Origin of the sequence: Bacillus sp. RC251, assembly GCF_044908765.1 — a bacterium.
GTDB classification, from domain to species: domain Bacteria; phylum Bacillota; class Bacilli; order Bacillales; family Bacillaceae_G; genus Bacillus_A; species Bacillus_A wiedmannii.
In genome coordinates this window covers 419,883-443,085 of sequence record NZ_JBIYDP010000003.1, presented here as the reverse complement: position 1 = coordinate 443,085, position 23,203 = coordinate 419,883, and the positions used below count along the sequence as shown (strand labels likewise).

28 protein-coding genes are annotated in these 23,203 nt (G+C 35.1%); 5 read left to right on the top strand and 23 right to left on the bottom strand.

Going from position 1 to position 23,203, the window contains the following annotated elements; genetic code table 11:
- Positions 1 to 11: 11 nt before the first annotated feature.
- The 18 genes from ABH961_RS16335 to phaZ form a co-directional block, all read right to left on the bottom strand.
- The gene (locus tag ABH961_RS16335) at positions 12 to 812 is read right to left on the bottom strand and encodes an HNH endonuclease (protein WP_141520063.1); all 801 of its coding nucleotides are present in this window, start codon (positions 810 to 812) and stop codon (positions 12 to 14) included.
- Positions 813 to 1,047: 235 nt separating this feature from the next.
- On the bottom strand, positions 1,048 to 1,557 hold the full coding sequence (locus ABH961_RS16330; RefSeq protein ID WP_000526867.1) for an Imm6 family immunity protein: 510 nt from the start codon (positions 1,555 to 1,557) through the stop codon (positions 1,048 to 1,050).
- Positions 1,558 to 1,572: 15 nt separating this feature from the next.
- Positions 1,573 to 2,085: a hypothetical protein gene (locus ABH961_RS16325; protein ID WP_016118296.1), complete on the bottom strand. Its 513-nt coding sequence runs from the start codon at positions 2,083 to 2,085 to the stop codon at positions 1,573 to 1,575.
- 92 nt (positions 2,086 to 2,177) lie between these two features.
- The gene (locus ABH961_RS16320) at positions 2,178 to 3,413 is read right to left on the bottom strand and encodes an IS110 family RNA-guided transposase (RefSeq protein ID WP_404519664.1); all 1,236 of its coding nucleotides are present in this window, start codon (positions 3,411 to 3,413) and stop codon (positions 2,178 to 2,180) included.
- Between the two features lie 158 nt (positions 3,414 to 3,571).
- Positions 3,572 to 4,354, bottom strand: coding sequence for a recombinase family protein (locus ABH961_RS16315; protein WP_098635548.1), 783 nt, complete (start codon positions 4,352 to 4,354; stop codon positions 3,572 to 3,574).
- A 615-nt stretch (positions 4,355 to 4,969) separates the two neighbouring features.
- Positions 4,970 to 5,458 (bottom strand): SMI1/KNR4 family protein, encoded by a 489-nt coding sequence (locus ABH961_RS16310; protein WP_001233226.1) that lies wholly within the window; start codon positions 5,456 to 5,458, stop codon positions 4,970 to 4,972.
- Positions 5,455 to 6,189 (bottom strand): HNH endonuclease, encoded by a 735-nt coding sequence (locus tag ABH961_RS16305; protein ID WP_350472228.1) that lies wholly within the window; start codon positions 6,187 to 6,189, stop codon positions 5,455 to 5,457. The genes ABH961_RS16310 and ABH961_RS16305 overlap by 4 nt, the downstream gene beginning before the upstream one ends.
- Positions 6,190 to 6,404: 215 nt before the next feature.
- On the bottom strand, positions 6,405 to 7,118 hold the full coding sequence (locus tag ABH961_RS16300; RefSeq protein WP_048544639.1) for a pentapeptide repeat-containing protein: 714 nt from the start codon (positions 7,116 to 7,118) through the stop codon (positions 6,405 to 6,407).
- Positions 7,119 to 7,137: 19 nt separating this feature from the next.
- Complete coding sequence (locus ABH961_RS16295) at positions 7,138 to 7,917, bottom strand: hypothetical protein (protein WP_048544637.1); 780 nt, start codon at positions 7,915 to 7,917, stop codon at positions 7,138 to 7,140.
- A 42-nt stretch (positions 7,918 to 7,959) separates the two neighbouring features.
- Complete coding sequence (locus ABH961_RS16290) at positions 7,960 to 9,837, bottom strand: ADP-ribosyltransferase (protein ID WP_404519659.1); 1,878 nt, start codon at positions 9,835 to 9,837, stop codon at positions 7,960 to 7,962.
- A gap of 33 nt (positions 9,838 to 9,870) precedes the next feature.
- Positions 9,871 to 10,197 carry a hypothetical protein gene (locus ABH961_RS16285; RefSeq protein WP_001198193.1) on the bottom strand — a complete coding sequence of 109 codons (327 nt, stop codon included), beginning with the start codon at positions 10,195 to 10,197 and terminating at the stop codon, positions 9,871 to 9,873.
- Positions 10,197 to 10,916 carry a DUF5081 family protein gene (locus ABH961_RS16280; RefSeq protein ID WP_404519657.1) on the bottom strand — a complete coding sequence of 240 codons (720 nt, stop codon included), beginning with the start codon at positions 10,914 to 10,916 and terminating at the stop codon, positions 10,197 to 10,199. Before ABH961_RS16280 ends, ABH961_RS16285 begins: the two co-directional genes overlap by 1 nt.
- A 22-nt stretch (positions 10,917 to 10,938) precedes the next feature.
- Positions 10,939 to 11,244: a WXG100 family type VII secretion target gene (locus tag ABH961_RS16275; RefSeq protein ID WP_098078221.1), complete on the bottom strand. Its 306-nt coding sequence runs from the start codon at positions 11,242 to 11,244 to the stop codon at positions 10,939 to 10,941.
- Positions 11,245 to 11,270: 26 nt separating this feature from the next.
- On the bottom strand, positions 11,271 to 11,693 hold the full coding sequence (locus ABH961_RS16270) for a hypothetical protein (RefSeq protein ID WP_098078218.1): 423 nt from the start codon (positions 11,691 to 11,693) through the stop codon (positions 11,271 to 11,273).
- A gap of 307 nt (positions 11,694 to 12,000) precedes the next feature.
- Entirely contained in the window at positions 12,001 to 12,201 is a 201-nt protein-coding gene (locus tag ABH961_RS16265) for an NETI motif-containing protein (protein WP_000166305.1), read from the bottom strand.
- Positions 12,185 to 13,381, bottom strand: coding sequence for an MFS transporter (locus ABH961_RS16260; protein WP_404519655.1), 1,197 nt, complete (start codon positions 13,379 to 13,381; stop codon positions 12,185 to 12,187). Before ABH961_RS16260 ends, ABH961_RS16265 begins: the two co-directional genes overlap by 17 nt.
- 114 nt (positions 13,382 to 13,495) lie before the next feature.
- Positions 13,496 to 13,729, bottom strand: a complete 234-nt coding sequence (locus tag ABH961_RS16255) for a hypothetical protein (protein ID WP_098078214.1) — start codon at positions 13,727 to 13,729, stop codon at positions 13,496 to 13,498.
- A gap of 61 nt (positions 13,730 to 13,790) precedes the next feature.
- Positions 13,791 to 14,708: an intracellular short-chain-length polyhydroxyalkanoate depolymerase gene (gene phaZ / locus ABH961_RS16250; protein WP_116443062.1), complete on the bottom strand. Its 918-nt coding sequence runs from the start codon at positions 14,706 to 14,708 to the stop codon at positions 13,791 to 13,793.
- A gap of 174 nt (positions 14,709 to 14,882) precedes the next feature.
- Between phaZ and ABH961_RS16245 the strand changes: the two genes are divergently transcribed.
- The 3 genes from ABH961_RS16245 to ABH961_RS16235 all read left to right on the top strand — a co-directional run bounded on the left by ABH961_RS16245 (position 14,883) and on the right by ABH961_RS16235 (position 17,875).
- Entirely contained in the window at positions 14,883 to 15,299 is a 417-nt protein-coding gene (locus ABH961_RS16245) for a MarR family winged helix-turn-helix transcriptional regulator (protein WP_000343678.1), read from the top strand.
- Positions 15,300 to 15,314: 15 nt separating this feature from the next.
- A complete protein-coding gene (locus ABH961_RS16240; RefSeq protein ID WP_098069028.1) occupies positions 15,315 to 16,514 on the top strand; it encodes an MFS transporter in 1,200 nt (399 codons plus the stop codon).
- Positions 16,515 to 16,615: 101 nt separating this feature from the next.
- Entirely contained in the window at positions 16,616 to 17,875 is a 1,260-nt protein-coding gene (locus tag ABH961_RS16235; protein ID WP_404519652.1) for a serine hydrolase domain-containing protein, read from the top strand.
- A 420-nt stretch (positions 17,876 to 18,295) separates the two neighbouring features.
- On the opposite strand, the gene ABH961_RS16230 is transcribed toward ABH961_RS16235, so the two are convergent.
- Genes ABH961_RS16230 through ABH961_RS16220 form a run of 3 tightly spaced genes read right to left on the bottom strand, consistent with a single transcriptional unit; the run spans position 18,296 to position 20,222 of the window.
- On the bottom strand, positions 18,296 to 19,084 hold the full coding sequence (locus ABH961_RS16230) for an ABC transporter permease subunit (protein ID WP_048544619.1): 789 nt from the start codon (positions 19,082 to 19,084) through the stop codon (positions 18,296 to 18,298).
- Positions 19,081 to 19,986 carry an ABC transporter ATP-binding protein gene (locus ABH961_RS16225; protein ID WP_098047980.1) on the bottom strand — a complete coding sequence of 302 codons (906 nt, stop codon included), beginning with the start codon at positions 19,984 to 19,986 and terminating at the stop codon, positions 19,081 to 19,083. The genes ABH961_RS16230 and ABH961_RS16225 overlap by 4 nt, the downstream gene beginning before the upstream one ends.
- Positions 19,983 to 20,222 (bottom strand): PLD nuclease N-terminal domain-containing protein, encoded by a 240-nt coding sequence (locus ABH961_RS16220; protein WP_098078211.1) that lies wholly within the window; start codon positions 20,220 to 20,222, stop codon positions 19,983 to 19,985. The genes ABH961_RS16225 and ABH961_RS16220 overlap by 4 nt, the downstream gene beginning before the upstream one ends.
- A gap of 122 nt (positions 20,223 to 20,344) precedes the next feature.
- On the opposite strand from ABH961_RS16220, the gene ABH961_RS16215 reads away from it, so the two are divergent.
- On the top strand, positions 20,345 to 20,890 hold the full coding sequence (locus ABH961_RS16215; protein ID WP_098069027.1) for a transcriptional regulator: 546 nt from the start codon (positions 20,345 to 20,347) through the stop codon (positions 20,888 to 20,890).
- A gap of 97 nt (positions 20,891 to 20,987) precedes the next feature.
- On the opposite strand, the gene ABH961_RS16210 is transcribed toward ABH961_RS16215, so the two are convergent.
- Positions 20,988 to 21,464, bottom strand: coding sequence for a hypothetical protein (locus ABH961_RS16210; RefSeq protein WP_098069026.1), 477 nt, complete (start codon positions 21,462 to 21,464; stop codon positions 20,988 to 20,990).
- Positions 21,454 to 21,582: a hypothetical protein gene (locus tag ABH961_RS16205; protein WP_255256184.1), complete on the bottom strand. Its 129-nt coding sequence runs from the start codon at positions 21,580 to 21,582 to the stop codon at positions 21,454 to 21,456. Before ABH961_RS16205 ends, ABH961_RS16210 begins: the two co-directional genes overlap by 11 nt.
- A gap of 265 nt (positions 21,583 to 21,847) precedes the next feature.
- On the opposite strand from ABH961_RS16205, the gene ABH961_RS16200 reads away from it, so the two are divergent.
- Complete coding sequence (locus ABH961_RS16200) at positions 21,848 to 23,194, top strand: short-chain fatty acid transporter (RefSeq protein WP_098078209.1); 1,347 nt, start codon at positions 21,848 to 21,850, stop codon at positions 23,192 to 23,194.
- The last annotated feature ends 9 nt before the right edge of the window (positions 23,195 to 23,203 follow it).

Genomic DNA, 23,203 nt, shown 5'->3' with positions numbered 1-23,203 from the left:
TTTTCCCCTTTCTATTTATTGGCAAATTCCCCTGACTTAAACGCTCCTGCATTTATCTCTCCTACGCCGCCAAGATGTCCAAATTTGCCATTTATTTCTGATGGTACAAGTTGGATAGTCTTCACATCATTTAATTCGTGCCACGTTAACTTGTATTCTTCTCGATAATCTGCAATGTCTCCCGCTTTAATTTTCCCAGGAGTCATTCCAAATTTGCTTGCCAACTCTGGTGAATTGTTAAGCTGTTCAGCCAACTTTTGATCTGCTTGTTTAAAATTAATAGTTCTAGCTTTTGTTCCGTGCTTGCCGGTCCCGCCTAACATGTATTCAATTTCAAATTGCGCTTTTGCTACTGGTGAAAAATCAGGAACTCCATTTTTATACTCAATTCCATTAATACCAGCTTCATTTAAGATTTTCTGTAACGTAGGATCTGGTGGTGGTTTTAGGGTACATAAAGACTCACCTCTAACCCCTTCAAAAACGACATTTGAATTCGTTTCTGCGGGTGTTTGCTTGAATCTTGATTCATATGTACTGGCAAATTCCTCTTGCTTGAAGGCTGGTGGAACTTCAGCCTCTCTATTACCCGTACCCTTAGTACCACCACTTCCCCGTATCTCCGCAAGCGAAGCTCTAACACTATCAATCTCATCTTGTATCTTCTGATTACTATCAATGCAGTGCCCATGTACCCAGCCTTCTACGTTAGTTCCAACACGTTCGAGAGTTCCGTTATCATTTGTTCTGTAAACAGGAACCTTGACACTTGCTAAGACAAAATTAAAAGGAATGAATCCTACACAATACAAGATTCATTCCTCACTAGATGCTTATAATATTTGTCTAACTTTTTGGGTTCACTTCACAATCAAGTGTTTTTTTAAACTTTAAGTGCAGTTTAACAAAAAAATATTAAGAAACCTATATCAATTTATTACAAATAGCAATGCTCTATATGTCTAATATATGCAAACTAGCTTAATTATTCTTTATAAACAAACCAAGAGCTAAATATTATAAAAAATCCCCAAATTTATTACTTACTTAAAATATATTTATAAAATCTTCTCTTTTTGTTGGAATTTCAGTATTTGTACTCGAGTAATTATTAATAACTGTTTCCATTTCTTTGATTTCCTCTACAGTAATAAAGCTGGTTTCCACTGCACTATTTAAGAAAATTGTAATACTATCGGTAGTAATACTTTCTAATGACTGTGGTAAATATTTTACTTTTTCATTTTTATAGGCTTCCCAAGAAGTATAAGCGACAGCATCAACTAATAGTGACCAGATCCTAGCAATATTCAAATCTTCTTCTTCCTCTGCAAATTCTGAAATTCCTGTAAAGTCTGCGTTATCAATAAGCTCATATAATTCATCCCCAGTAACAGCATGAGATTCAATCCATAACCAACATTTGTCCAAGGCTTCCCTTCCATCCGGATATCTTTCATCATCCTTGCTGATTATAGAAAATACTCTTTCAGCAACTGCTAAAACAAAGCCTACTTTAACTTCTTTTTGTAAATTCTCGATTAATATATTACCCATGATTTCCTCCTTAAATTATTCAATGATCTTTCCATCTTTTAAAACAAAAGATAACAATCCATTAGTTTTAACACTGCCATCAATCTCCGATGTTACTTCTATTGTTAAGTTAGGATATTTTTTGCTAGCTTGATAAAATATACCACTCTTTTCAATAGGATGTGGTTTCAGTAATCCTTTGCTACACTTATTACATACACCTCTTGGGTTAGATTGATGAATTCTAAGTGTACCCGTTACTTCCGTTGGTTCGATTCCTGCTTTTTTTATAGCATAATCAAACTCATTTAAAACTCCTTCTTCAGCATGTCTTGTAAACTGTGCTAACTTAGGATTTTTTAAATGGTCATATGGAGCCCTAATCTCCCTATTTGGTAAGATTGTATCCAATGAAGGCAGTCCAGCTTCTTTTCTAACTTCTGGAGACCCTCCTTCAAAAGCCAAATCCCTAAGGCCTTTTACATCTGTTTTACCAACTGCTATTGTATTAGTCTCTGGAACATTCCACTTTTTCCGTAAAGCATCCAAATCTTCTTTACCTAATTGGATTTTACTATTACCCGTACCCTATGTTGTAATCTTAAACCCTCACAATAAAAAAACAAACCACGTAAACCTTATTAAACTTCTTCTTTTTCTTCCACTACCGGCAATTCATAAGCTGTTTTATATTTCATCATGCCATAAACAATGTTTACAAGCCTTCTCATAATACATACCAATGCTTGTCCCTTTGTTTTTCCTTCTTTTAGTTTCTTCTGATAGTACGCATGAAACACTGGATTTCGTGGCATCTTACTTCTTTTCGCTACTTGCACTTGCTGTACAGCTAAATTATAAAATAAAGCGTGTAACGCCCTGTTTCCTTGTTTGCTTTTATGTGTCTTACCTTTTCCGCCAGAACCAAAGTAAACCGGCGCAATCCCCGCAAATCGTGCTAATTTATTGGCATTTGGAAATCGTCTTACATCCCCAATTTCTGCAATTAATGCTGATGCCGTCACAAGTTCTATTCCCGGCATCGTCTCTAATTGATAATCTAGTAGTTTTACTAGCTGTTTTAATTCTCTTTCGATGTATTTCATTTCCTTCTTTTTAAACTCAATGTCCCTTACAATACTTCTTACTAAAAAATCTCGCGTTTCCTGATACTCTTTCATTGTTTGTCTATCTTCTTTTACAAGTTTTAATATGTCGCTTGCTTTCTTTACTGAACATGTATTGTTGCTAACATCTAATAAAAAAGCTGTTAATTGCTTTATATTCGTCCCCTCTAAACAAGAGGATGACGGATATTGCTGCCAAAACGCTAATGCTGTTTTCCCATCTAACTCTGAGAAAAACTTTTTATAGCTTGGATAATGATGATTTAATTGAATATGTAGTTGATTCTTTAACGCACTTTGTGCTTTTACTAATGCATTCCTTCTTGATACTAGTTGTTGTATCGACCAAAATAAATCGTTTGGCTTTGCATCTGGCAATTGATTAAATTTGTTTACCAATATGCGTGCTACACATTCCGCATCCCAACTATCACTTTTTTGTGTCGTCACATGGCTTTTTCGCTCTAAAAATGATAAAGCTGGATTTACTTCTTTCACTACTTGTTCATGATTTACTAAATATTTCGCTAACGCTCTTCCGTAACCACCAACATCTTCTAAACCAAATACAACAGTTATCCCATCACACACATATGTCTCTACTTCTAATAAGAACTTCGAAAATGCAGATGGTTTATTCTCAAATTGTATTTCTCCTAGTTTCTCTTGCCAACAATTAATAATAACAGCCGTATGATGCTCCTTATGTAAATCTACTCCTACATACAAATAGTTCTGTCTATTATGCATAACTCATCCCTCTATTCAATGATTTAGTCATATATAAAAATGTCGGCAACCTTAGTTCGAGCGTTCATCTTCCGATGCGCATAGGTACGCAAGCCTATCCATTTTCATAATTTCATAAGTACTTATAGTAAAATGAGCGATTTTTTTAAGTACGACTGTTATATAATTGCTGGATGTTTACCGTTTACTTGTATTTGCCCGTATGTATATATCCCTCGATAAAAACTCTCTCGGTCTAACATGCGTTTCACTTGTACTTTCGTAAACAGCTTTCCTTTCTCTGTACGATAGCCTTCCGTATTCAGTCGCTCTGCCAATTGAGTAAGTGACCAATGCTTAAAAAAGTGTCGTAGCTCAAATAGCCTACGTACAACGATTGCTTTACTAGCATCTACTTCTAACACTTTTTGTCCTTTGTTTGCCCTATAACCAAACATCACACCGCCCCCTGCATATCCACCTTGTTCCGCTTTTTTCTTTCTGCCTCTACTTAGCTTCAACGCAATCTCGAGACGTTGATATTGGTCTAATAGCTCTAACATGCCATTTACTAAAAAATCATTTGGGTCATGTGTGTATATACTGTAATTGGGTTGTTCAATTGCTTTCACATCTACCTTGTATTTCTTTAGCTCTCGTTGTATTAACACTTTTGCCATATCAGAGCGCCATAACCTAGATGTATTTAGTACAATCACGTGGCTCACTTGATGATATGTCATATCTGACAATAATTCTTGTAAACCTTCACGTTCAACTGTTAATCCATCTTCATCTACTGTCGCTCCGCTAATTCCTTTATCTTCGTATATGTGAAGCAGTTGTAATTCATTCTCGTTACAGTACCGTTCAATTTCTTCTACTTGATACGCCAAGCTGTACCCTTCACGTACTTGACCTTCTGTTGAAACTCGTACATAACCAACTACTTTCTCTTCCATATTGAGTCCCTTCCCGTTACAGCAATTACAATCCCTGTAACGTTTACCCGTTTTTTGCGGATAACGTGTGCATAACGTCCATCCGTTAAAACGTACTTTACGATGACTTCAAAAAATAACACAACCCTTTATTTTTCCCTCTACTATCGTCGTACACTGTACATAGCCATTACAATCTATAAAACAACAATAAAAATTTAACACTTAATGCACTTATAAAATTATAATGCTCTTTTAAATTTCTACGCTAAAACGCAAAAAAGCACTTGTTGCCTCTAGTTGACAATCAAGTGCTTTAAGTTCATCTGTTTTTAAGTAGCATTAAATTTGTAAGTTTTATGGCAACAGTATGACACCTTTTATATGTCGTGACAACTACTACAGTAAAAATTACGAGCTTGTACGAGTTCGTTAGTTTTATGTCCATTCCATGTCTTTGTATTCGTCGCACAGTAAAATGTCATATCGCCTAAGCTCGTACTTCGTTTTCTATTCTATCATTGTACATAGTACTCTATGATGGTACAACCATCATGGAGTATCTATTTTCAAACACCCTATTATTTTTTCTATCCACTTCACATAAAATTTATTTTTCATTCATCATTATATTTTTTAATCGTGTAATTTACTTAAAAAATCAGTAAATGTATCTGCAATGTAAAATACATTTTCTCTTGCGATTTTCTCTGCTTCTTCTGCCGTAATCCCTTCACTTTCCATCAGCGCTTCCTTTTCCCATGCATCTTCATGTTCCCAAAAAACAACAATTGGATTTTCTTCATGATTTTTATAATCAAAGCAAATTAAATTTCCTGCTGGGTCAAATGCAAATGGAATTAATTCTTTAGGTAATGTATCACTAAAGTCATTATATACTTCAACTATATATTCGTCACTATTTTCATCAAAAGATAATAAAGTCCCAAAAACTCTCTCATGATTATTCACATTAAATATTTCTGGTTCCACATTAGCACCATTATTCACAGCTACACATTTTATATAATCGTTTGGAAATTTAACACCTATTTCATTACCAATTTCCCCTACAAAATCTTCACTTACAGTTGCATCAGCAAATTGCCACTCTACTTTTCTCATCTAATTCCATCTCCCCATAATTTATTTCCACCTAAGTGATTTACTTTATGTACTTTTGAAATAACTAATTGCATCTTGCCAGGGACTTGATGGTGATGCCAAGTTAATCCTTTTATTCTTGCCTTACCAGCATTTATTTGAGCTAATTGATCTGGAGAAAACAATTCTTTTGGAATCTTGCCTGAATCAATCGCTTCTTTTAATTTCCTTGTACATTCCTTAAACTGTGCCTCATCTGGACTAATATGTAAATTCTTATCTAGTCTCATTGTAAATTTAACATCGTCCCCTTTAAATATTGGGAATCCTAAAATATCAAAATCTACTCCTTTTTTCACATGTGTTCCTCCTGCTAAAGGCTTATTTAATATATTATTTTTCGTTTTAGTATTCAAATATGTTTCTGTTAGTCCCACGACTTCTTTAAACTCTTCAACACTATCATACCCAAATTCTTTGATAGTAGTATCATCTACTTGTTTTAAGAAATCTTCAACACTATCATATCCCTTAGGCACAATTGATCTATTAATCAAATTTCCGTCTTTATCGTAATTATTTTTAATTACTTCGTCAATTTCAGATCTATGAACAGTATTACCCGTACCCTTAACCCCACCACTCTCCAAATTCGAGATCCTACTCTGAATACTCGCCTTTGAGGCATCATGGGCTTCTTGGAATTTCCCGCTATAGTTCGTTCCAGATCTAACGACACTTCCATCTGGCATGATTTCTACACCTTTAGCGAATGGGGTTACGGAGTCCACACCTTTTACTAATTTTTCAATTATATAATATTCACGACTTAATCTATCTAACAATCCTTAAAAATAATCTATATTGATTTTTACTTATTTATCAATCTCTAATATCTCTAAGAAAAAAGCACTCGCTACCAATCATAGGTTTTCGAGTGCTTAAATGTATATACTTCCCATCATATTTAAATCATTTTTAAGACTTGTTCCTTAACATCTTCGTCAAACTTGGCTCCTTCTACCTTTGCTCCCTTCCAAACTACATTGTCAAGTTTAGCACCGGTAAAATTCGCATCCGTGAAATTCCCATTTAAAAGGATTGCTCCTGTTAAATCTGCGTTTGTAAAATCAGCATTTCTAGCATTTACTTCTGATAAATTTGAATTTCCTAAATATGATTTTTCAAAATGGCCTTCTGTAAGATTCGCGCTGCTGAAATCCGTTCCCGTACAGTCGGCCTGTTTTGCATCTATTTTATATAAATTTGCTCGTCGAAAAGTAGCATGATTTAATATCGTTCCAACTAATTCTCCATATGAAAAATCAACTTCATCAAAACATGTTTCAAAACAACTACTTATATTTACCTTTGCATATTTCATATTGGCTTTAGAGAAATTAGCTTCACCAAATCTACAATCTGCAATATGTATTTCCTCTAAATTACAGCTTCTGAAATCAGCAAACTCAAAATCACAATCAAAAAACGATGCTCTCATTAGTGAAGAAGCTCTTAAATGGACTTGTTTTGCCATGATACCCTCTGCCATCACCTCTGACAAATCAGAAAAAGTAAGGTCTAAATTGCTCATATCTAGCCCATCTATAATTTCATCATTGTATTGAGATTGATTTAATATTTCCATGACTCTTATTCTATCATTATTTTTCTCATCCATGATTAAAAATTCCTTTCATTTAACTTTCCAGATACTCCTTCCAAGCAACATTTGGAGAATAAGTTACAACCATTCGACTTTCATGAAAACTTGGCATGGCCATTACTTGAGCTGGTTCTAAGTATTTCATTACATGTAACCAACTATCAAGTAACATATCTATATCGGCTTCTAATGGATTTTGTAAAAGATCTATACAAATCCCACCCCAATCCAGCTCTGATACGACAGCTGGGCTATTTAGTAATAATTCCTTATCAAACATGTCTAAAATATGACCACTCAAATATGTTCTAGCGCCTATCCCCAAAGGACCGTTAGGAAGAAACCTTACCGGTATAGGTAAGGCAGACATATTCATCCACATATGTAACCGTTCACGTTCAGTATTCCATGGATAAGACGCTTTCCAAAAAATTTGCGACACCCCAAAACGTGGTTTTACAATTTCTGCGATTTGATCGGATAGCTCAAAAAAAGCAGACCATAAACTTTTAGGTATTGATTTATGAAACTCAAACTCAAGATATGACCTATGACTCCAGTTAACTTTAAAGCTTCCTCTATAGTGCACTGCTTTATCACGATACAAGTGTACTTCTGATACTTTACGTTCCAAAATCACCTTTTCAAGAATTTCCCCACGATTATATTCTACACGTACGGTTTCACTGTTACCCCAATGAGTAGGAGCAAATTTTTCATTCGAATCAAACACGTCCAAAAGACGACCTAGTATCTCTTCCTGATTAATCGATACTGTAGGATACATTGCAATTGTAAAATAATTAGGTTTCATTTAAATCCCCCTTAATACTAAAAAGTAAAGTTACATACTTATCTATATTTTTATCCATATACCTCCACCTGGGATATCTGGGTGTGTTTCCCACTTATGTGTCACTTTACCACTATTCGGATCAGTATAGAAAATGTCACTCTCCTTCGCTAAAGGTCCACTTGGTCTTGGATGAGGAGGAATTCCATTCAAATCGGGTTTATCACTTGATATTGTCACAATATGACTTCCACTTTTATCTTCGAGCATCTCTCTTTCAGCACGCATTTGACTGTCATTATGAATAACGTGTTCTTTGTCACTTATTTTGTGTTTGTGATCATGAACTAAATCGATTTCATCCTTAGCATTACGACCTATACTATCTGGACGCGTAAGATGCCCTTCACTGGATGTATACGTAACAACCTTGCCAGAGTTATTGTCCTCTAATGTACGATTTAGGTGTTCTCCCAAAGCTTTTCTCCCTTTTATTTCTTCTTCTCTTCCACGCTCTTGGCTCTTTCTTAAATTTTCAGTCCTAGCATCCCAATCTTTACGCTCTAAAGGTTGTCTCGTTTCTTCACAATGACGATCATATCTAATATCATCTGCTGCTTTATAATCTCCTCGCGCTTTAGCTTCATCTATTTTCTTTCGATAATATTTTTCTCTTTCCTGAGTTAGCGTAATTTTATTTGGGTTTACGTTACTACCCGTACCCTTAACCCCACCACTCTCCAAATTCGAGATCCTACTCTGAATACTCGCCTTTGAGGCATCATGGGCTTCTTGGAATTTCCCGCTATAGTTCGTTCCAGATCTAACGACACTTCCATCTGGCATTATTTCTACACCTTTAGCGAATGGGGTTACGGAGTCCACACCTTTTGCCACTAGACCTTTAATGAAGTAGTCTGCATCATTAATCTTACCTACGGTTTTCCAGCCTTGTATTTTTAAATTTTTTAATAGATTATTTTCCTTAAGCGATTGTACCACATTTCCACCCAAATTTGGATTAAAACCAGGCATTCCTTCTTTGTATTTTAATAATTTCGCTAAATCAGCCAATTCACTCGTGTCTTTGAATGCTTTTACTCCTTTTCCTACTGCTCCAACAACTGGGATTGCGTCTAATCCGCCAAAAATGATGTTTCCTACCCGCTCTTCTTGGCTCAATTTCCGGTGTGTTCCCCAGTCTTCTCCGTCGATACCACTTTTGATTTGTACAGCGCCGTATACAACTGCCGCAGCGGTTCCGAGTGGTGGGCAAAGGATTGTTGTGATGATGATTCCTACGCCTATTCCTATGTCTCGCACCATTTCTAGTTTTTTCTGTTCATCTTCTATCGATTTGTATTCAAATCCTCGTGTGGATGGGACTACTTTCTTGTATTCTTCATAATTTAATTTTGCATCTGGGTTTTGTTTTTTTAGTTCTTTGTATTCCTCTCTCAGTACGTTATCAAATGCAGGTGAATCTCTAAAAATATCTTCTACTGTTATTTTATCTTTTTTTGTTTTTATTGTTTGTGGTACACTTCCGTACCCTGCGTGCGCATCTGGTAATACTGTCGTTGTTGTGGAGCCAATTCGGTTATCTGTTTCGAAACTGAGAATAGATGTATCTCTCATTTTTTGAGCGAATTTATCCATTTCTACTAAAAAAGGTTTATCTATATGTTCAGAGACCAATCGCCCTGCTTCTCCGCAATATCTTTGTAATGTCGAATAGCTATCAAGTAATTCCCCGATTTTTTGCGATTGATCTTTTGGGTTAAAATGTATACTGCCATCTGAGTCTAAATCTCGTATTCTTCCATCAATTTTTTTCAATAATTCATTTGCGCGCTGTAATTTTATGAGTGCATCTTTTGTAATTCGATTCATACCATCCCCCATGTTTTGCCATGGTTCAGGTCTATATTTCACATCCATTTCGTTTTCATCCCCCCAGCCGTATGGTGATTTCTACAACTTACTTAATATTTCACGTAATTGTTCGTCCTTTTCAAGCATTTCTACACATGCGACCCTTACAAGTCTCGCCGACCTAGAATAGTGTTCAGCAAATTCAAGTGTTTTGTGTAATATATCAGGATATTTTTCAATTACTCTCATCGCTTCACCTTTTTGATAAAAATCACTGCTTAATAAACTCTCAATATTCGTTCCAATGACGTCTACATGGATTTTATATATATCTTCTAATTTCATTACTATATCAAGTAGTTCTTGAAAATTAACTAATACTTCTTCTCCACCACCAGAACCACCGTCTCCCATTGATACTTGCATTATTCAATACCTCCTAACGAAAATTGTCTCGGGTCAATTAATTTTTTATACGGCATTTTTAACACGTCATACAATTTCTTATTCACCGCATAGAGGCTCACCCAGTCATATCGATTACGTTCTACATCTATTTGAACGTAATCTTCTCCTTCAGTGAAATATAAGAAACATTCCCATTTTCCTCCTCTATTACTACGAGGCCTCTTATACGTTTCTATCGCTATAACATCTTTATTTGATAAATCTTTTTCCTCAAATGTTTGTTGTTCTGTTTCTGTCATTCTCTTTGAGAAAAATGTATCTTCTATGTCCCTCGGTTCTCTCAATAAGAAAGGGATGCGTGTTAATAAGGAAAAATATACGTCTGGCTTTGGTATGTAGTCGATCTCGTATTTTTTATTTGGTTCTATTTCTGTTAATACAGCCACTCGGTCTTTATCATCTTTCAAAAAGCCAATTAATACATTATTCATTCTCGTGTATTCATGACAATTTTCATATTCCTTTAATAGCTCAATTATTTGAAAAGCTGCAGGGGTAATTCCATTTTCACTTGTAAGTAAGCCTTTTTCTTTTAAACTCGTAGTTGCTTTCGTGACACATTCTTCATCAAGTAAAATAATTACGTCACGGTTTGGCAATCCAAATATATCCGTAACCCCAGCTGCACCCGCGAGAACATATAATTCAGCAGGTGCAAAAACCATTTCTTTTCTCATTCTTTTATCCCTCATTTCTCCATCACAATTTTTTTATCGCCCTTACTTCCGATATATCGCCATACGTTTGAATACTTTTCTCTAACTCTTTCAAAGCTTTCGTATGTCCTTCAAATGCCTCTACCATTTCTGAGTTATATTGAATGATTAAATCTAGATAACTTAAAAAGGCATCTCTCGTTTTTCCATTCCAGTTCGCACATGTAACGTACGCTTTTAAGTTTTTCGCTTGATTTAAAGAATCCTTCATACCATTTTCAATATTTTGCGCGTAAGAAATGGCACTTGCTGTGTTACTTCCTATAATTTCAACCTCTTTACCACTCATGTGGATTCCCTCCATTCTTCTTATGCTTAATGGATAAAGTTTTCAAATTCCTTTTTCTTTTCTTCAAAAGCCTTGTTCGCTGCAGCGTATGCTGACGCTTTCTCCGCTTCTGCTTTCGCTTTATATTCCAAATACTTTGCATAAGCTGTACTTTTTGCAGATCCAACATCGCTTAATGCACTTTTAAAATAGGATAATACTGTATGTAAGTCTTCATCCTTTTCATGACGTTTTTGTTCAAATTCAACTGCCGGAATTTTATTAGCTTCTAAGCCATTACTTTTACTCTCATAATCTCTTTTCGCTGATTCAGCCTCTTGAATGAATTGTTTTAACTCTCTTTCTTGATCTTTTAAATAATCATGTAAATCATCATATCGATCTCGTTTCCTCGCGCTTTCTGTAAAACCCGATGCATTTAAAAAAGCATTGTACAATTCATCTAACATCTTTCTCCCCCTTTAGCACAATAACTACGTAGTTAAATTCGTATATTTAAACATGAATATTCATTACATTGAGAATTTATAAATAATTATTTTTGCATATTGCTATTTTATCAAAGGGGTTTTAACATTTCCATATTTTATAAAAAGCTTTCGCATTTTTCTTCAATTTTATGTAGTTAATTCCTATCTATACTACCTTTACAAATGAAGATCGTTTAGCCTAGTCTTTCATTAGTCAGTTAAAAAAAGCCACCCAACTCAAATGAATTGGGTGGCTCTATACTATAAAGAGAATTTGCTATTCGGATTACTTCAATTTCCCCTCAAAGACAATCTTTCTACCGCACGGTTCAACTTCTGTTTTGCCGTTTTTCTTCACTTCATGAAAGATTGGTTCTTCCATACGACGAGATGGTGCATAGCCTTCTTGTTCCATACGTGCTAAGCAGTCTGTAATTGTTTCGTTTTCGAGTACTTCAAATTTCTTTTTATTAGGTTGTTTTGTCATGCCCTAACCTACTTTCTATTTTTCTTGATGCGAATTGATTCTTCATGTAGATCATATATACCATTGCGAGAATTCCCATTATAATCATAACCGCAATAAAAAAGCTTGTATACTGTATTTTTTCTATAAATACGCCTCCTAATACAGGTCCCAGTATACTTCCTAAACTAAAGGCGATTCCAGATAATATATTACCTGCTGGCAATAAGTGTCTCGGTAATAAATCTGTCATAAATCCAAGCCCTAAAGAGAAGCACGATCCAATGACCATACCCGCTAACAACATGCAGGCAAAGACGATCCAGTAATATTGATCAAATACGGCTGCCAGCAAGAAAATGCCCGTACTTACGCTGAACGTCCACGTTAAAATACGGTCCCTTCCGTATTTATCACTCAATATCCCGAGCGGAATTTGTGTAATAATGCCCCCAACTGCAAATGCTGGTAATAAGAAGGATACTTCTGAAACAGACCATCCTTTACGAAGCGCGTATACTGGTAAGTTACTGTTTAGCATTGCTTCCAGTACGCCATATGCAAGTGGTCCCAGTAGCGCAATCCATCCTAATCCAACAACTTGTTTATAACGAGAAAATGATGATTCGCTCTTCACTTCTCTTTCATCTTGCGCTGGGAATGCATTTTTCGTTGGAAGTAATAGGAGCCAACCTATTAAACAAAGTATAGTAGATATAATAAACGGCGTTGCAAGACCATACTGCACAGTGCTTGCTAAATACGGGCCGACGGCAAAACCAATTCCGAAGAATACACCGTATATCGATACTTGTCTACCTATTTTACTTGGGTCTGATGTTGTCGTAATCCATGTTTGTGTTCCGACATGAAGCATATGATCTCCGACTCCAACTAGAAATCTAAGTACGAACCATACCCAAAATGAAAAAATTTGTGTAAAGAAGAATAATGAAATAATAACGAGAAACCCACCAATAACGATAATTGGCTTCATTCCAAACTTTTGCATCGGTTTTTCAAGAAACGGCGAAATAACTAATATCCCAATGTATAATGCCGTTGCATGAATACCATTAATACTTGAGCTAACCCCTTCTTGTTCAAAAATCATTGCAATGGCCGGTAAGAGCATCCCTTGTGACAAACCCGAGATTGCTACAATCCCAACCATAATCCAAAATGTAAAACGCAGTGACATCCCTTTCCCTCTCCTTCTCACGCTTTCCACCTTTCATTATAAACTGTTTCTTCAAACGCGTGTACGAATATTCAAAATAAAAAAAGAAGCTAAAAGAATGATTCTTTTAGCTTCTTATCCTTCCCAAACTTGTGCTTTCACATTGTTATGGAATTGCTTGAAATATGGATGTTTATAAAAATCCGTTTCATACACGTATTGCTGTGCACTAGCAATTGGTGGCTGCGGGTATTGCATTTGTAAAGGAACTACAGCTGGTGAAACTTGCATATACATCGGAGCTATCATTATTTTTGTATATATATGATGATTATATGGCGAATAAGCGATTAAAAATGGTTTATGCATTAATACTCTCCCCTTTTACATACAAATGTTATAGTATATGCAACATTTCTCATTTCGGGGATTATTTCTCTTCTAACCAATCCTCCACATGTTTTATAAATACATCTAAACAATCAATAAACGGTGAATGACCGCAATCCTCTAACACTTTCAACTCTGCATTCGGCAAATGTTTTGCTAATTCCTCACCGACTACTTGCGGTACGACGTAATCTCTGTCACCTTGTATGACAAGTGTCGGCGCTTTAATATGATGAATTTGCTTATTTCCCTCTACAACCCCGTTATGTTCATCCGAAATGTTAAATGTAATGAGCGCATAATTTACATCTACGAAATTACGCTGTGTTAACATATCATCTAAATACTTTTCGTAACGATCCGGTTCAGGTTGATTATGTGTATATATTAATAAATTCCATATTGTACGGTAATATAATTTATTCATATTTTTTATCGCGTCTAGTACTGGAGCAATTTGTACGGGATCTTGTGCGACCTCTTCTTTCGTCTTTACTAAACTTGATACGATCGGCTGCCCGTTAATATCTTTTTTAAAAATTGGATATCCCTTCATGCCCACTGATTCTACTAAAATTAACTTTTCGACAAACGTTGGATGATTCGCTGTAAATTGCATCGCAACACCACCGCCCATTGACCAGCCCATTAATGAAAATTTTTCTAGTTTTAATTGATCAATAAATAGTTTTACATCTCTTGCAAAGTCTTGTAATGAATCTATCGATTGATTATACGTTGATTGGCCAAATCCTCTTAAATCAAGAGCGTAAATATGGTATTGATCTTGCAGCTTTTCAATTACTAAATCCCAATGTTGTGACGATGTCATGTTTCCGTGAATGAGTACAAGACTTTCTGCATTTTGCCTTCCAACTTCCTGATACGCAATCGTTTCTCCATTCGATAGTGAAACAAACTCCATTGTTGCAGGCTTAATCATCACAAGTTCCCCCATTCTATTTAATAGAAAGAAAATTCTTTACTTACTTAAAGAATAGCATGCAGAATATATGTTCGCAACATAAAACCTATACGAATTTTTTACATAAATCAACATGTCTATTACTAGACAATTATAATGAAAAAGTATATAGTTAGCTAGGTAACTAATTTGAAAGGATCAAAATACATGGACGAAAAACAACATTTTTTTCACATTGTCAGCCAGACTTCTCGAAAATTCACAAAGAAATTTAATGAACGCGTATCTCCAACTGGGTTATTTAGTGCGCAATGGGCTGTTATTTTCCGCATCAATCAAACTGGTTCTTGTACGCAAACAGAATTATGTCAGTATTTAAATGTTGAATCACCAACGATGACTCGTACGTTAACACGTATGGAAACGATGGGATGGATTATTCGTACAGAAGGAAAAGATCGCCGTGAAAAGCTTATTTCTTTATCAGAAACAGCGATAAAAATGATTCCGGTATGGCAAGAAGAAGTTGATACTTTTGAAGAAAAGACGCTAGAAGATATTAACGAAGATGAGTTACATCAAGCATTTCAAGTGTTACAACAAATTATTAAAAATTTAGATTAAATTGGAGGGATGACGATGCAAAGTGAGAAACTTTGGACGAAGGATTTCCTCGGAACTTGTTTTAGTAGTCTATTTCTCTTCTTAACATTTTATATGCTTATGACTACTTTGCCTGTCTACGTTATAGACAACCTAAAAGGAAAACCTGAGGAAATCGGTTTAGTTGCAACTGTATTTCTTATTTCATCTGTTTTATGTCGACCATTTACAGGAAAATGGCTCGATGATTTAGGAAGAAAGAAAATATTATTTATTTCACTTTCATTATTTTTAGCCGCTACTGTTATGTATTTCGGTGCGCAAAGTTTATTTTTATTACTTTCCCTTCGCTTCTTACATGGTATTGGGTTCGGTATGGCAACGACAGCAACAGGTACGATTGTCACAGATGTTGCGCCAGCTCATAGACGCGGCGAAGCACTTGCCTATTTCGGCGTATTCATGAGTCTGCCGATGGTAATTGGTCCTTTTTTAGGTTTAACAATTATTTCTCATTTTTCATTTACTGTATTATTTATCGTTTGTTCCGTATTTTCATTACTTGCATTTTTATTAGGACTACTTGTAAATATTCCGCATGAAGCACCAATAAAGAAACAAAGACAAGAAAAAATGAAATGGAAAGACTTACTTGAACCATCTTCTATTCCGATCGCTCTTACAGGATTTGTTTTAGCCTTTTCTTATAGTGGCATTTTATCCTTTATTCCTATTTATGCAAAAGAGCTCGGTTTAGCTGACATTGCAAGTTACTTCTTTATTTTATACGCACTTGTTGTTGTAATTTCTCGTCCATTTACAGGTAAGATTTTTGATCGCTTCGGTGAAAATGTACTTGTTTACCCAGCTATCCTTATTTTCACAATTGGGATGTTCATTTTAAGTCAAGCACAAACTTCATTTTGGTTCCTTGGCGCAGGTATGCTAATCGGTTTAGGCTACGGGACATTAATTCCTAGCTTCCAAACGATTGCAATTTCTGCCGCTCCAAACCACCGACGTGGTTCTGCGACAGCTACTTACTTCTCATTCTTTGATAGTGGTATTGGCTTTGGTTCTTTCATTTTAGGTATCGTCGCAGCGAAATCCAGTTACCATAACATGTATTTTATCGCAGCTATTATCGTTGCCTTCACTTTACTTCTATATTATGGATTACACGGACGAAAACAAAAATTCAAGAAACAGCATACAGATGGAAAAGTTTCCGCTTAACATGAATAAGGAAAGTAAACTTCCCCGTTTACTTTCCTTATTTTGTATTTCTTTTAATAGAAGCGTATACTTATAATAGAAATAAAAAAGGAGGGACCGATATGAAACTTAAAAAATCTCCCCTACTCTTACTCATAATCACATTCATATTTGTAATTACAGGGCTCGTTTTTACATACTTCAAACATAATAAAACAATCCCGTCGAAAAATAACGTGACGAAGAAAAATTGGTTAGATGATCCTTACTTACGTTGGTCGTACACACATATGAAAGAATTCACTTTAATTAACGAGGTAAATAATAACCCGGATCACGTTTCCCACTTCTCTACCGCATCACAAAACTTAGACGATTTTGCTGTGGAGCGTAGATTTGGACATACAACTCCTCTAAAAAAACTTTTAGACGATAATAAAACGGATGCTTTTGTCGTTGTACATAATGGACAACTTGTTTATGAACGATATTTCAATGGATATAACGAGAGTGAACCTCATGGCATGGCATCATTAGCAAAGGTTTTTACCGGTGCAATTATACAATCTCTCGCTGAAGAAAATCGTATTGACTTAGAAAAAACAGCTGACACATATATAAAAGAATTAAAAAATACACCGTTCGGTAATGCCTCGCTTCAGCAATTATTGGATATGCAAGTTTCTGTAGAATACCCTACTCACGGATACGAACATCCAGCGTTAGAAAATCAAGATGCACAACTATATTTAGCGAGCAATATTTTACCTAGAGGTAAAAACTACGACGGTCCGATGAAAATTTATGATATGTTACGAGAAGCAGAAGAAACTGCACCGCCTGGTTCCGATTTTTCTTACGATAACGGATCAGCTGAAACACTCGCTTGGGTGATTCGAAAGATCACTGGTAAATCATTAGCTGAAAATGTTAGCGAGCGCATATGGTCTCAAATTGGTATGGAAGAAAATGCTTATTATGTCACCGATGAAACAAAAGTTGAACAAGCTAGCGCTGGTTTAAATGCAACTGCTAGAGATATGGCTAGATTCGGGCAATTACTATTAAACAACGGGGAATATAACGGAAAACAAATTCTCCCTTCTACTATTACTGAAGATATAAAAAATGTCCAAGAAGGTGAACTTGCAGTTGGCCCTGGAGCTTCCATTTCTTATCATAATCAATGGTGGATTCCGCACAATGAACAAGGTGCTTTCGAAGTGTTAGGCAGTTATGGACAAACACTTTACATCGATCCGAAAGCAAATATGGTCATTGTCCACTTCTCTTCTAACGCTACACCAAGTAATGAAATCCATTCAATTTACTCAAATATGTATATTGATATTGCACATCATTTAGAGAAGCTTCCACAGTAGTGGAAGCAGGAGTTTAAACCTTACATTTATGACTATTTGATTGAACACACGATCTGTTGTGTTGAAACATCAATATCTCTAAAAAAGGAGCTCTCTTGATAAAGAGAGCTCCTTTTTTTATTTCTTCTTCTTTTCTGTCGGTTGACTTTGTTTAGCGAAATTAGATGAATCATCGAAATTTGGTTGCTTTTTACCAGCATTATTACTTCTACCTTTTCCCATATGTAATGCACCTCCCCTCATCCTTACTATTCCCAATAAAAAAATCCTCTTGCATCCAGAATTTTTTTATTGCCCCTTATTCATAAGGCACCACTGTTCTCGTAGTACTTCCAACACTTTCAATTCGAAAAGCTTCCACAGTAGTGGAAGCTTTTTCTTGTTGGGGTGTTTTACTTAAAACCATTACCCTCATCACGGTTATTCATCATTAAACTTTTTACTAGCAATCCAATAATACGTTACGAAGAGTGTAAATAAAATCCAAACTATAGTTAGTAATCCAGTAATTATTGCGTTTGAATTTACTCCCCCCGTAACTAACGTTTCCATTGCATACTTACTCATACTGGCTGGATTAAGCTGATCCATTATTGGATTCAAACCGACGATTACTCTACAGGCTAAAAGGAAAACAATTGAAATTAACGCAATCATACCTTGACTGTGAAAAATAGCACTTATCATTGTTGTGAAAGATACGATAAAAAGAACCCAAATTAGATAAAATAGTAATCCAGTAATTAGTTGTGCAAATGGAACAGCAGTAAAAAGATAATTTACATATAGATAAGAAGTAACGTATCCAATTGTTACACTAAACGCTACCATTAAATAGTTCGACACTATTTTCCCACCTACATATGAAGTAACAGTAACGGGTCTTGTTAAAATAAAAGCCAACATACCATTTGCTTTATCTGTTTGAATAGTACCCATCATAGAAATCACTAGAATCATAAGTCCAAGCTGATCAAACTGAGATCCCAAAGTACTCGCTAATACTTCACCCCCTTGTTGCGCTGCCATATTCGGATCAATAGTAATTCCCTGTCCTCCACCTAACGCTTCTAAAATTGATGGCAAATAATGAGTTACTATCGGTTGTGTTGCGCCTAAAAATATAAAAACAATTGGTAGCCAAATAATCTTAAAATCACGTAACATTTGAACACATTCTTTTTTTATCAATACAATTGAGTTATTCATTTTTGCACCACCAATTTCAAGAAAATTTCTTCTAAAGTATCGTTGCTCATTTCAAATTTAACGATGTCCACTTTATGTTCGAGTGCATTTTGCAATAACATATTTTTATTTATTTCAATACTTTCAACCTTCACTTTGATTTTAAGCCCAACCACTTCAACGTCCTTCACATACGGTAATTTTTTTACAACTTCAATCCACTTTTGATCTTTAGCTGTTATTTCAATCATTAATTTATTTTCACTATTCCGGTGTAAAAGTTCAGTAATTGTTGTATCTTCTATCTTTGTTCCATCTTTAATCATGACAAATCGTTCACAGATTTCTTCTGCATCACTTAATATATGGGTTGATAATAAAATAGTCGTATCTTTTTTTATTTCTTCAATGAGATTTAATACTTCCCTTCTACCGATTGGATCTAATGCGGATACCGGTTCATCCATGACAATCAGCGAAGGTTTATGCAGTAATGCTTGTGCAATACCGAGTCTTTGTTTCATTCCTCCAGAAAAGGTACTCACCTTTGAACCTTCTTCTCCACTTAATCCAACTTTCTCCAAAATTTCTGGTATAGACTTTGACAACACTTCTTTTTTCACCCCTGAAAGTTGCCCCATAAACATAAGGGTTTCTCGCGCCGTCATCCAATGAAAAAAATTAGGGTATTGCGGTAAGTAGCCAATTTCTCTTTTCATTTTTGATATTTTTATCCCATTCAATAACACTTCACCAACATCTGGATTAATAATATCCGAAATCACTTTTATTAATGTGGATTTCCCTGCTCCATTTGGTCCGATTAACCCTACACATTCCCCTGATTGCAGTTCCATCGAGAAAGTATTGACAGCAATTTTCCCTTTAAATGATTTTGTTACATTTCTAATCTCTAATTTCATAATTTCTCACTGTCCTTTCTCCCTATAACAAAGTACAGAATAGGTCCCAATACGTTAACAAAAATAATAATTAGCGTCCATACAAGTACATTTTTTCTTGTTTTTCTATTTCGGTATAAATCAATGAATGCAATGAAAACTAAAAGTGCCCCGACTGCAATAACTGGCAATATAATGGGTAGAAAAGCCATAATATCAATGTCTTTAAGATCATTCAATCCATAATGTATTTTCATTGTCATCACTCCTTTCAAATCTCATTATCATTATTGATAATGATAAAATAAAAACGGATGGATTGCAATCATTATTCTCATTATTTATAATGAGAATAAAAAACAATACATAAGGTGATATAATGAGTAATAAAGTTGAAATTTTAATGCATCCTGTAAGAATGAAAATTTGCCAAGTGTTAATGAGAAATAAGGACGATGGGCTAACACCATTAGAAATGGTAAAAATCATTAAAAATGTACCACAAGCAACACTATATAGACAGCTACAAACTATGGTTGATTCTGGTATCGTCCATGTAATTAAAGAAAAAAAGGTGAAATCTGTTTCTGAAAAATATTACGCAATCAATGAAGAAGATGCAAAAATTGAAGGAAGTGAATGGAAAGGCTTATCTGATGATCAAAAGTTAAACTACATTTCCTACTACCAGTTATCACTTATGACACAATATCAAAGTTACCTTAAGAAATTAGAGGAACAAAACAGTCAAGAAGATAAGGCTACTTTTTCTGTAGTAGAATTAAAGCTAGATGAAGAACACTTTGGAAAGTTTCAAAATGAACTTAACGAATTAATGATTAAATACTACAATAGCCAAAGTAAAAACGACGAAATTGAGGCTTCGATTCGGACCATCGCTATTACAATTATTCCAGAAACGTAAACTACATACCCCCATTTTGCCTGTCTAACTTAACTTAGTGCATTCTTCTAAATAAAAGTGAGCTATTTAACACTAACATGTTAAATAGCTCACTTTTTCAATCTAAATTAATACTTTTAATAAAATCAAAATGATTTTCATCAGCTAATTTATCGATATAACCCGTTATATACAAATTCGCTTTAGTCACTTCTGTATTCTTAAATTCAGAATAAAAATCAGGAGAAAATGATACTTCCAAAACAACACTATCCCCAGGTTTAACATTTAATTTATTACCTTTAGCTAACACTTTAAATGGATTAGTTGTTTGAGCAGATTTTGTTGGGGATTTAGGAAATGAAAACATAACATTATTTTGCGCAATAACATAATCGGTATTATTCGTCATTTTTATTTTATAAGATATTTCAGTGTTCGTATTTGTATTTTTAGAAAGTAATTCATACACTATTCCCTTTTCAATATCTGCTTGTTTAAAAGTATTATTATTTTCACTAGAACAAGCACTCAAAATAAAAAACAAAACCAATATGATTATTCCACATTTTCTCGCTGATCTATTACCACCCATTCGTACACACTAAATTCTCTTTGTATTGTCTTGTGATTGTAACTAAAGAATTTGGAAAAACTGAAGTACTTAACGAAGCAATTAAAGAAGATCCAATAAACAATTTCGTTTTGTTCATTACAACACCACTCCCTTTTTCCAAAACCAAGAATATCCACCACTATTTTACAACCGGTGTTATTTCAAATCAATAGTTATTTTGAATTCCCTTTGTATTTTTTGGTGTAAATGCTAGACATTTATATACTATATTAGAAATTCGCAATAATCTTGCTCTTATTTTCTCTACTTGTATAATTATCTTATTTTTCAGTATATTAAAGGTAATCCCAAAAACAACCTCGAATAATTGTAATACATATACATAAGGAGGTTGATCTATTTTGTTTCGTTCTTTTACAAATGGTTGCGTTGCCTTAGTGCAACGTTTCTTGCCCGAACCGTTTATTTTATCATGTTTATTAACTGTTTTTGTTATCTTCTTCGGCATGTTTGCAACGCACCAAACACCTGTGGAAATGATTAATCACTGGGGTAATGGCATTTGGGGACTACTCGCCTTTTCTATGCAAATGGCACTTGTACTCGTGACAGGATCTGCTTTAGCAAACGCGCCTCTCATTAAAAAAGGATTAACGAAAGCGGCAAAACTACCGAAAACGAATGGACAAGGTATTATTGCCATTTCAATCGTAAGTTTACTAGGAGCATACATAAACTGGGGATTTGGTATTGTTGTATCTGTTTTATATGCAAAAGAAGTGGCAAGGCAGCTTGAAGGATTAGATTATAGACTAGCAATTGCTTCTTCTTACTCTGGATTTCTCATTTGGCATGCGGGGCTTTCTGCTTCTATTCCTCTTACGTTAGCAACTGGCGGCGAAACGTTAATTAAAACGACAGCGGGAAGTATAAAAGAAGCGATTCCAATAACAGAAACATTATTCTCACCATACGCTCTCGTTCCAGTTATTATTTTTCTCGTTACGATGCCTCTCATTAATAAAGCGATGCATCCAGATGAAAAACATACGATAACGGTAGATCCTAGCGTATTTCATGAAGAAGCTGCCGCTCAAGAAGTAGGGAACAATACGTTCGCTGAAAAAATGGAAAATAGCATCATTATTACACTTTGTGTTGGATTGTTAGGTCTCATTTATATTTTCAATTACTTTTATACGAAAGGCTTTAACCTTACTCTCGATATCGTGATTTTTATGTTATTAATTGCTGGACTTATTTTCCACCGTACTCCGATTCAATATATTCGCGCTTTTTCGGACTCTACGAAAAGTGCTTCTGGTATTTTACTTCAATTTCCGTTTTATGCTGGAATTATGGGAATGATGATTGGAGCAAATAGTGACGGACTTTCACTTGGAGGAGCTATTTCGAATTTCTTTATTAGCATGTCAAACGAAACGACTTTCCCACTCTTTACTTTTTTAAGTGCTGGCATCGTTAATATTTTTGTTCCATCTGGTGGCGGTCAATGGGCTGTGCAAGCACCAATTATGATTCCAGCTGGTGCCGAACTTGGTGTACCTGCTGCAAAAACAGCAATGGCCATTGCGTGGGGCGATGCTTGGACGAATTTGATTCAACCATTCTGGGCATTACCGGCATTAGCGATAGCTGGTTTAGGTGCTCGTGATATTATGGGATTTTGCGTTGTTAACTTACTATATGCAGGATTTATCATTAGTCTATGCTTCTTATTTATTTAAACGAAAAGC

Bases quoted from the DNA above. Each gene is read 5' to 3' on its own strand.
- ABH961_RS16330 (WP_000526867.1), bottom strand. From the start codon at position 1,557: ATGGGTAATATATTAATCGAGAATTTACAAAAAGAAGTTAAAGTAGGC.
- ABH961_RS16320 (WP_404519664.1), bottom strand. From the start codon at position 3,413: ATGCATAATAGACAGAACTATTTGTATGTAGGAGTAGATTTACATAAG.
- ABH961_RS16315 (WP_098635548.1), bottom strand. From the start codon at position 4,354: ATGGAAGAGAAAGTAGTTGGTTATGTACGAGTTTCAACAGAAGGTCAA.
- ABH961_RS16310 (WP_001233226.1), bottom strand. From the start codon at position 5,458: ATGAGAAAAGTAGAGTGGCAATTTGCTGATGCAACTGTAAGTGAAGAT.
- ABH961_RS16305 (WP_350472228.1), bottom strand. From the start codon at position 6,189: ATGCCAGATGGAAGTGTCGTTAGATCTGGAACGAACTATAGCGGGAAA.
- ABH961_RS16300 (WP_048544639.1), bottom strand. From the start codon at position 7,118: ATGGATGAGAAAAATAATGATAGAATAAGAGTCATGGAAATATTAAAT.
- ABH961_RS16295 (WP_048544637.1), bottom strand. From the start codon at position 7,917: ATGAAACCTAATTATTTTACAATTGCAATGTATCCTACAGTATCGATT.
- ABH961_RS16290 (WP_404519659.1), bottom strand. From the start codon at position 9,837: ATGGATGTGAAATATAGACCTGAACCATGGCAAAACATGGGGGATGGT.
- ABH961_RS16285 (WP_001198193.1), bottom strand. From the start codon at position 10,197: ATGCAAGTATCAATGGGAGACGGTGGTTCTGGTGGTGGAGAAGAAGTA.
- ABH961_RS16280 (WP_404519657.1), bottom strand. From the start codon at position 10,916: ATGAGAAAAGAAATGGTTTTTGCACCTGCTGAATTATATGTTCTCGCG.
- ABH961_RS16275 (WP_098078221.1), bottom strand. From the start codon at position 11,244: ATGAGTGGTAAAGAGGTTGAAATTATAGGAAGTAACACAGCAAGTGCC.
- ABH961_RS16270 (WP_098078218.1), bottom strand. From the start codon at position 11,693: ATGTTAGATGAATTGTACAATGCTTTTTTAAATGCATCGGGTTTTACA.
- ABH961_RS16265 (WP_000166305.1), bottom strand. From the start codon at position 12,201: ATGACAAAACAACCTAATAAAAAGAAATTTGAAGTACTCGAAAACGAA.
- ABH961_RS16260 (WP_404519655.1), bottom strand. From the start codon at position 13,381: ATGTCACTGCGTTTTACATTTTGGATTATGGTTGGGATTGTAGCAATC.
- ABH961_RS16255 (WP_098078214.1), bottom strand. From the start codon at position 13,729: ATGCATAAACCATTTTTAATCGCTTATTCGCCATATAATCATCATATA.
- phaZ (WP_116443062.1), bottom strand. From the start codon at position 14,708: ATGGGGGAACTTGTGATGATTAAGCCTGCAACAATGGAGTTTGTTTCA.
- ABH961_RS16245 (WP_000343678.1), top strand. From the start codon at position 14,883: ATGGACGAAAAACAACATTTTTTTCACATTGTCAGCCAGACTTCTCGA.
- ABH961_RS16240 (WP_098069028.1), top strand. From the start codon at position 15,315: ATGCAAAGTGAGAAACTTTGGACGAAGGATTTCCTCGGAACTTGTTTT.
- ABH961_RS16235 (WP_404519652.1), top strand. From the start codon at position 16,616: ATGAAACTTAAAAAATCTCCCCTACTCTTACTCATAATCACATTCATA.
- ABH961_RS16230 (WP_048544619.1), bottom strand. From the start codon at position 19,084: ATGAATAACTCAATTGTATTGATAAAAAAAGAATGTGTTCAAATGTTA.
- ABH961_RS16225 (WP_098047980.1), bottom strand. From the start codon at position 19,986: ATGAAATTAGAGATTAGAAATGTAACAAAATCATTTAAAGGGAAAATT.
- ABH961_RS16220 (WP_098078211.1), bottom strand. From the start codon at position 20,222: ATGAAAATACATTATGGATTGAATGATCTTAAAGACATTGATATTATG.
- ABH961_RS16215 (WP_098069027.1), top strand. From the start codon at position 20,345: ATGAGTAATAAAGTTGAAATTTTAATGCATCCTGTAAGAATGAAAATT.
- ABH961_RS16210 (WP_098069026.1), bottom strand. From the start codon at position 21,464: ATGGGTGGTAATAGATCAGCGAGAAAATGTGGAATAATCATATTGGTT.
- ABH961_RS16205 (WP_255256184.1), bottom strand. From the start codon at position 21,582: ATGAACAAAACGAAATTGTTTATTGGATCTTCTTTAATTGCTTCGTTA.